The sequence below is a fragment of the Adlercreutzia mucosicola DSM 19490 genome, assembly GCF_000422625.1.
In the GTDB taxonomy this organism is placed as follows: domain Bacteria; phylum Actinomycetota; class Coriobacteriia; order Coriobacteriales; family Eggerthellaceae; genus Adlercreutzia; species Adlercreutzia mucosicola.
On the sequence record NZ_AUGK01000016.1, the window covers coordinates 69,711 to 76,376 of the forward strand.

Sequence of the window (6,666 nt, forward strand, 5' to 3'; positions counted from 1 at the left end):
CCTATGAAGGCAGTTCTCACCATCGCCGGCTCCGATTCCAGCGGAGGCGCGGGCATTCAGGCCGATATGAAGACCATCTGCTCCCACCAGCTGTTCGCCGAGAGCGTGGTGACGGCCCTGACGGCTCAGAACACCACGGGCGTCTACGGGGTGGAAGAGGTCGAGCCGGCTTTTGTGGCTCAGCAGATCGACGTGGTGTTCGACGACATCCGTCCCGACGCGGTGAAGGTGGGCATGGTGTCATCGCCTGCCATCGTGCGGGCCATTGCCGACGGGCTGCGTCGTCATGAAGCCGCGCACATCGTGGTCGATCCGGTGATGGTGGCCACCTCGGGCTCGGCGCTCATCGCCAGTGAGGCCGTAGACGCGCTGGTGGCGCATCTGTTTCCCCTGGCCGAGGTGGTCACTCCCAATATCCCCGAGGCCGAGGTGCTCGCCGGCATGGCCATCGCTTGCCCCGAGGACGTGCAGCGCGCCGCCGAGCTGATCGCCGAGCGCTGCGTGGCTGCGACGGCCACGGTGCCCGACTTCGCCGACAGCGACGCGCCCGTCCCCGCCATCATGATCAAGGGCGGCCACGGGGTGGGCGAGCCCGATGCAGCCGATGATTACCTGCGCCTGGCCCACGGCGAGCACATTTGGCTGCGCGGGCCGCGCATCGAGACTTGCAACACCCACGGCACGGGCTGCTCCCTTTCCTCGGCCATCGCCTGCAACCTGGCCCAGGGCTTTGCCGTCGATGTGGCCGTGCGCGAGGCCAAGGCCTACGTGGCCGGAGCCCTGGCGGACGGGCTCGATCTGGGGCGCGGCAGCGGTCCTCTGAACCACATGTGGCGCTACGGCCCGGTGCCCTGCTAGGGCTCCGTCTTTCTCCCTGACACGTTTCCTCATCGCCATCGCAAAGTTTTCCAGCTTCTTCATGCGGGGCGGTTCCTTGCGTATCGACGAGATTCGCCTTTCATACTTTACATTGTAAACCAAAGCGGTTATCATCGGCTTTGCATCGATACTTTACGATGTAAAGACCGCTTATCGGTGAAAAGCGGGCATGGAAGACCGTTGCGTAAGGTTCTGTAGTCAAAGGAGGAACTATGGAGGGAACGAGTGTATCTCGTCGCGACTTCTTGCGCGGTGCCGGCGTTGTCGGTGCGGCCGCGGGAGCCCTGGCGCTGGCTGGAACTGCGGGAGCTCCCGCGCCGGCGACAGCTGCGGAGGGGGAGGGGGCGGTGCCGGCCATCGCCCAGCTGGCCAATGAGACAGCCTGGATTCCCGTGCAAAAGGCAGCTTGTCCCGGCCCGCGCGGCCCTATCGCCTTTGTCGCCGACGCCATTCCGGCCGACCAGATCGCAGCGACGGAGGATCACGACATCATCGTGGTGGGAGCTGGCATCGGTGGGCTTATGGCGAGTCTGAAGGCGGCAGACGAGGGCGCCGACGTCGTCTGTATCGAGAAGATGACCTTCGGTCGCGCTTGCTTCGAGGCGTTTGGGGCGGTGAATGCGAAGTGTCAGGAGGGGCTTGACATTCAACCGCAGCTGCTGCTCGACGAGATTTACCGCAGCGCTTATTGGCGCATTCGCCCCGAACCGGTACATGCCTACGTGCGACGTTCCGGCGAGGCGACCGATTTCTGGCAAGCGATGCTGGACAAGGGATCCAACGGGTTTGTCATCAGTCATGTTCAGGAGTTTCCCTCGACATGCGGGATGCCCTGTCTCACCGATCTCATTCCCACCGAACTCGGCTTCGGTAGCAGCCCCTGCCTGCCGCCAGATGCCGGCATACGCCCCGGCTACGCAGGTATGTACGTGTGCATGGAGATGCAGGAAGTGGCAAGCCAGTACGACAATCTCGATATTCGCTTCGAAACACCTGGAGTGCAGCTCATACGGGAGGGGTCGGGGTCGGTGACCGGTGTAATCGCCAGAAGCGCCGACGGCTCTTACGTGCAACTGAACGCCCGCAAAGGGGTCATTCTGGCTACGGGAGGCTACGATGCCAATCCCGCGCTCATGGAGGCCTGGTGTCGTCCCGAGGATTATGCTTCTTCCAGCTGGTGGAATCCCGGTTGGGGTACCACAGGGGATGGCCATCTCATGGGCATCCAGGTGGGAGCCCAGATGGATCCGTGTCCTCAGCCGGTCATGAACTTCCGCTGGGGCAGCCCCGACTCCTTCTACGACTCGCGCGCTTGGGGCGCTATCTCTATCGCCATTCTCGTGAACGGCGACGGCAACCGCTTCGTGCGCGAGGATCTTCCCTTCCAGCCAGTGTCCAACGCGCAGAACGCCCAACCCGATTACGGTGCGAATTGCTGGGCGGTGTTCGATGAAACCATGATGGGTGGAATGGACGACGCCGCCGTTGAAGACTACGCGGGGAGGGGGTGGCTCTTCGAGGGGGCCACTCCCGAGGAACTGGCTGCGGCCTGCGGAATGAACCCCGAGGGGCTGTCGGCCACCATTGGCCGTTACAACGAGTTTTTCAAGAAGGGAATCGACGAGGACTTCGACCGCGATCTGTCTGCCGCAGTGCCGTTCACGGGAAAGCGCTATTTCGCGCTGACCACCAACAGCTGCGTGCTTGCCACCGTAGGCGGCCTTACCATCGACGGGAATGCTCAGGTTCTCGACACGGAAAACAAGCCTATCGGCGGCCTGTACGCCACGGGTAATGTTTCGGGCGGTTTCTTCGCGGGGAATTATCCTCGGCACATTCCCGGAACATCTATCGGACGCGCTGTTACTTTTGGCTATGTGGCTGCCGAGCATGCCATGAAGGGGGAGTAGGGCTATGAAGAAAAATGCGTTGAAGCTGGTTGCGGCGGCCTGTGCCCTCACCGTGGGTGTCGCCCTTTTTGCCTGTGCGCCTCAGCAACCTGCCACCGATGCCGATCAGGCTGCCGGCGGCACAGCCGAGGAACAGGTAGATGCTACGGCTGAAGCGGGCCAGTATCAATCCGACGAACAGTGCCTGTCTTGCCATGGCGGTTCTTACGAGGCCCTTGCCGAGACAACGGCGGACTACGGTCTCTCCAATCCGCATAACTCCATTCACGGTGGTTACAATTCCTGCGTGAACTGCCACGCCCGAGATAAGGAGGTGACTGACAACCAGTGCGATAATTGCCACGCTTGGCCGCACAACCCCACGAACGGGCCTGGAGCCTCCCTATAGTCGGTCGAGTACTCTGTATTTCGAATGTCGATGGGACGGCGCATCCAACGAGATTGCGCCGTCCACCTATACTAGCCTGTGCAAGACACGGTCGATAGCAAAAGGAGGGCGGGTTCGTGACGCAAAGGTCGGCGCAGGAAGGTCGCCCTGCCCTTTCCCGCGACGCCATTGTCGAGACGGCGACCGCGCTTATCGAGAAAGATGGCCTGGCAGCCTTCACCATGCGATCGCTTGGGCGGGAGCTGGGCGTATCGGCCATGGCGGTCTATGGCTATTTCGAATCGCGGAGCGATGTTCTCACCGCAGTGCTGGAACGCTTCATGACCACGATGGACACCGATCCTGTGCCCGGGGAGTATTGGGACGACACGCTTCGACGCATCATGACCTCGATCTACACTGAGGAGCTCGCCCATCCCGAGCTTGCCTCTATTGAGGTTGCGCCCGGCACAGGCAACGAGGGCCTTGCTCGCCACACCGAGAGAATCGTCGCGCTGCACTTGGATCAGGGCATGCCCGTGCCGGTGCTGAAGCGCGCTTGGGCCATGGTGGATGCTTTCTTGGCAGGTTTCACCGACAATGCAATTAAGGAGCGGGCGATTGCCAATCTTCCCGGGGGAGCGCATGCGCCATCGCTCGATCACCGTTCGGCCCTTTGGGAAGAAATCGTCATGGATGCTCACTCTGACGAAGCGTTTGCCTGCGGAATCGAAATTATCATTGAGGGTATTCGGGCGTTGGCGGCTCCAGATCCCTGTGATTGGCGAACGCCTCGATAACATCGGTGCCGAGCGTCGCCAAGTTTCGCTGCCGTTGCCCGCAGATTCCGAAAAACCTGAAATTGGGTCTTGACGGACAGCTTCTTCATCTATAATATACTCACTTGCGCTTACCGCTTTAGCGGTTCGTGCGAAGAATTGTCGTTGGGGTGTCGTCTAATGGCAGGACAGCGGTTTCTGGTGCCGTATGTGAGGGTTCGACTCCTTCCACCCCAGCCATTTTCATCGCGCGAAGCACTATGTGGCTCCGTCGTCTAGCGGTTTAGGACGCCGCCCTCTCAAGGCGGAGGTCGCCGGTTCGAATCCGGTCGGAGCTACCAGGGAAATCGGGCCGGGAGGTGTTTATCCCTCCCGGCTTTATGAAGCGCGCTATGTGGCTCCGTCGTCTAGCGGTTTAGGACGCCGCCCTCTCAAGGCGGAGGTCGCCGGTTCGAATCCGGTCGGAGCTACCAGGGAAATCGGGCCGGGAGGTGTTTATCCCTCCCGGCTTTATGAAGCGCGCTATGTGGCTCCGTCGTCTAGCGGTTTAGGACGCCGCCCTCTCAAGGCGGAGGTCGCCGGTTCGAATCCGGTCGGAGCTACCAGAACTTTCAGGGCCGCCCTCGGGCGGCCCTTTTCGTTGCCCGTTTCGGGAACGGAGGGGGCTAGGCGCCCCGCTGCTCGCGGGCGAAGGCCAGCAGGGCCGCTCGCTCGTTGGGCAGCGTACCGTCGATGACGGCGTCGAGACAGGCCTGCAGGATGCGGCCCACCTCCGGGCCCGCTTCCACGCCCAGGGCCATGACGTCGTCGCCTCCGATGGCGAGCTGCTTCACCGTGAAGGCGTCGCCGGCGGCCAGCACCTCGTGGAGCAGCTCGCGCAGCCGTTCGGCCCCCTCGGCCCGCGGGGCGCAGAAGGGGGCCTGGGACAGGGCGTCGGCCCGCTTGATGTCGCACAGCGCCTCGAAGAGATCGGCGCGGCCGCCCAGGCGCGCCAGGGCTCGCCGCACGGCCCGGGGTGTGGGGGCCACCTCATCGTCGTGGCGGTGCACCAAGGGCGGCACGTCGCGGCGCAGCCAGGCGGGGAAGGGCAGGCGGTGCATGATGCCCTCGGCCAGGTTGGCGCTGATCCACGGGTGGCCGTAGAAATGTTCCACGGACCGACCGTCGCGCTCCTCGAAGAAGGCTGCGGCTGGTTTTCCCATGTCGTGGAAGAGCGCGACCCAGCGGCCGAGGGGCGTGGGCGGCGTATGCTGCAGCACGAAAGCCGTGTGCTCGAGCACATCATATATATGGTAAGGCGTCACCTGGGGGCAGCCCTTCATGGCTACCAGCTCCGGCAGCACGAAGGCCAGCACATCCACGGTGGCCATGAGCGCGTCGTGGACGTACTCGCCGCAGAAGAAGCGCTCAAGCTCGTGGTAGACGCGCTCGCCCGATACTTTCTGGAGCAGGTACTTCGAGGCGACCATGGCCTCGAAGGTGGCCGGCTCGATGGCACAGCCGAGCTGGGAGGCGAAGCGGCAGCCCCGCAGGATGCGAAGGGCGTCTTCCTCGAAGCGCGTGGCGGGGTCGCCCACGCAGCGCAGAAGCCCCGCCTCCATATCGGCGATGCCCCCGAAGGGGTCGATGATGCCGCGCTCGGGATGGTAGGCCAGGGCGTTTATGGTGAAGTCGCGGCGGCGCAGGTCCTCCTGGATGGTGGCTGCGGGGGTCACCGCGTCGGGGTGGCGACCGTCGCTGTAGGTGCCGTCACAGCGATAGGTGGTGATCTCGAAGGGCTCCCCCTCGCTGATGACCGTCAGCGTGCCGTGGGCCACGCCGGTCTCTACGGTGCTCCAGCCGGCCTCGCGAAAGGCGGCCTGCGTTACGGGCCAGGGAAGGCTGGCCGCTATGTCCACGTCGTGGACGGGGCGCCCCAACAGGGCGTCGCGCACGCAGCCGCCCACGCACCAGGCCTCGCCTCCGGCTGCCTCGATAATGGCAAGGGCCTCGCGGGCCCTGGTCGGCAGCGGCAGGGAAGTCTCGGCCCGGGTGCGGGGAGAGGCATCCCGCACAGGCGCCGCTTCGTCGGAAAGGGCGAAGGGGCGAGCGCTCATATTCGGGTTTCTGTGGACCTGCGCCATAAAGCATCCTTACTGGGAGTCGTTGTTTTGGCCCAGTATACTGGTATTCCTTGCCTTCGAGGGGCGCAGGTGCCCGCGCAAGGGAAAATTTTTCGAGAAATTAAAAATCACCCCTTGCGCAAAATCCCAGAGACGGTAATATATGCAAGCTGTCTTTTTCGGAGATGCAAAAGACAGCCTCGGCGAAGGGCTCCGCGCCCGTCAAGCGAGAAAGCGAAGTTGTCAAGACTTTGTGAACGAGTTGACAGACACCGAGAGGTAACGTAAAGTATCTCCTTGCGCCGCTCGCGAGAGACGGCGGCGGCCGGAAGGACCGCGGAACCTTGACAACCGGATACTGAGGATGGAAGCCCGAGACGAGCTCTCGGGCGTCAGACGGACATTCGAAGCGACAAGCTTTAACTTTGAACCCCGTCGGGGCCAAGAGCCCCGCGGAGAGTTTTAAACAGAATCGAGACTCACGCGATCTGTCGCGGCCCCCGGGCCGCACTTTGAACGGAGAGTTTGATCCTGGCTCAGGATGAACGCTGGCGGCGTGCCTAACACATGCAAGTCGAACGGTTAAGCCGGCTTCGGCCGGGAATACAGTGGCGAACGGGTGAGTAACA

General features: G+C 63.0%; 5 protein-coding genes, 4 tRNA genes and 1 rRNA gene. 9 read left to right on the forward strand and 1 reads right to left on the reverse strand.

The features are described from left to right. Nucleotides 1-3 precede the first annotated feature (3 nt). The 8 genes from thiD to G503_RS0109905 all read left to right on the forward strand — a co-directional run bounded on the left by thiD (nt 4) and on the right by G503_RS0109905 (nt 4,540). Nucleotides 4-858: a bifunctional hydroxymethylpyrimidine kinase/phosphomethylpyrimidine kinase gene (gene thiD, locus G503_RS0109870; RefSeq protein ID WP_028027442.1), complete on the forward strand. Its 855-nt coding sequence runs from the start codon at nt 4-6 to the stop codon at nt 856-858. A 233-nt stretch (nt 859-1,091) separates the two neighbouring features. Continuing rightward, entirely contained in the window at nt 1,092-2,789 is a 1,698-nt protein-coding gene (locus tag G503_RS0109875; RefSeq protein WP_028027443.1) for an FAD-dependent oxidoreductase, read from the forward strand. A 4-nt stretch (nt 2,790-2,793) separates the two neighbouring features. Beyond that, nucleotides 2,794-3,177, forward strand: coding sequence for a cytochrome c3 family protein (locus G503_RS0109880; protein ID WP_028027444.1), 384 nt, complete (start codon nt 2,794-2,796; stop codon nt 3,175-3,177). A 116-nt stretch (nt 3,178-3,293) separates the two neighbouring features. Then, entirely contained in the window at nt 3,294-3,956 is a 663-nt protein-coding gene (locus G503_RS0109885; RefSeq protein WP_028027445.1) for a TetR/AcrR family transcriptional regulator, read from the forward strand. Nucleotides 3,957-4,101: 145 nt separating this feature from the next. Beyond that, nucleotides 4,102-4,175 (forward strand) — tRNA-Gln (locus G503_RS0109890). Nucleotides 4,176-4,199: 24 nt separating this feature from the next. Continuing rightward, a tRNA-Glu gene (locus G503_RS0109895) sits at nt 4,200-4,276 on the forward strand. Between the two features lie 55 nt (nt 4,277-4,331). Further along, nucleotides 4,332-4,408 (forward strand) — tRNA-Glu (locus tag G503_RS0109900). A gap of 55 nt (nt 4,409-4,463) precedes the next feature. Further along, nucleotides 4,464-4,540: transfer RNA gene (locus G503_RS0109905), tRNA-Glu, on the forward strand. A gap of 60 nt (nt 4,541-4,600) precedes the next feature. Here G503_RS0109905 and G503_RS14745 read toward each other — a convergent pair. Continuing rightward, on the reverse strand, nt 4,601-6,058 hold the full coding sequence (locus G503_RS14745; protein WP_235715542.1) for a CCA tRNA nucleotidyltransferase: 1,458 nt from the start codon (nt 6,056-6,058) through the stop codon (nt 4,601-4,603). 492 nt (nt 6,059-6,550) lie between these two features. On the opposite strand from G503_RS14745, the gene G503_RS0109915 reads away from it, so the two are divergent. Beyond that, a 16S ribosomal RNA gene (locus G503_RS0109915) occupies nt 6,551-6,666 on the forward strand; the annotation flags it as partial.

Bases quoted from the DNA above. Each gene is read 5' to 3' on its own strand.
- G503_RS0109880 (WP_028027444.1), top strand. From the start codon at position 2,794: ATGAAGAAAAATGCGTTGAAGCTGGTTGCGGCGGCCTGTGCCCTCACC.
- thiD (WP_028027442.1), top strand. From the start codon at position 4: ATGAAGGCAGTTCTCACCATCGCCGGCTCCGATTCCAGCGGAGGCGCG.
- G503_RS14745 (WP_235715542.1), bottom strand. From the start codon at position 6,058: ATGGCGCAGGTCCACAGAAACCCGAATATGAGCGCTCGCCCCTTCGCC.
- G503_RS0109875 (WP_028027443.1), top strand. From the start codon at position 1,092: ATGGAGGGAACGAGTGTATCTCGTCGCGACTTCTTGCGCGGTGCCGGC.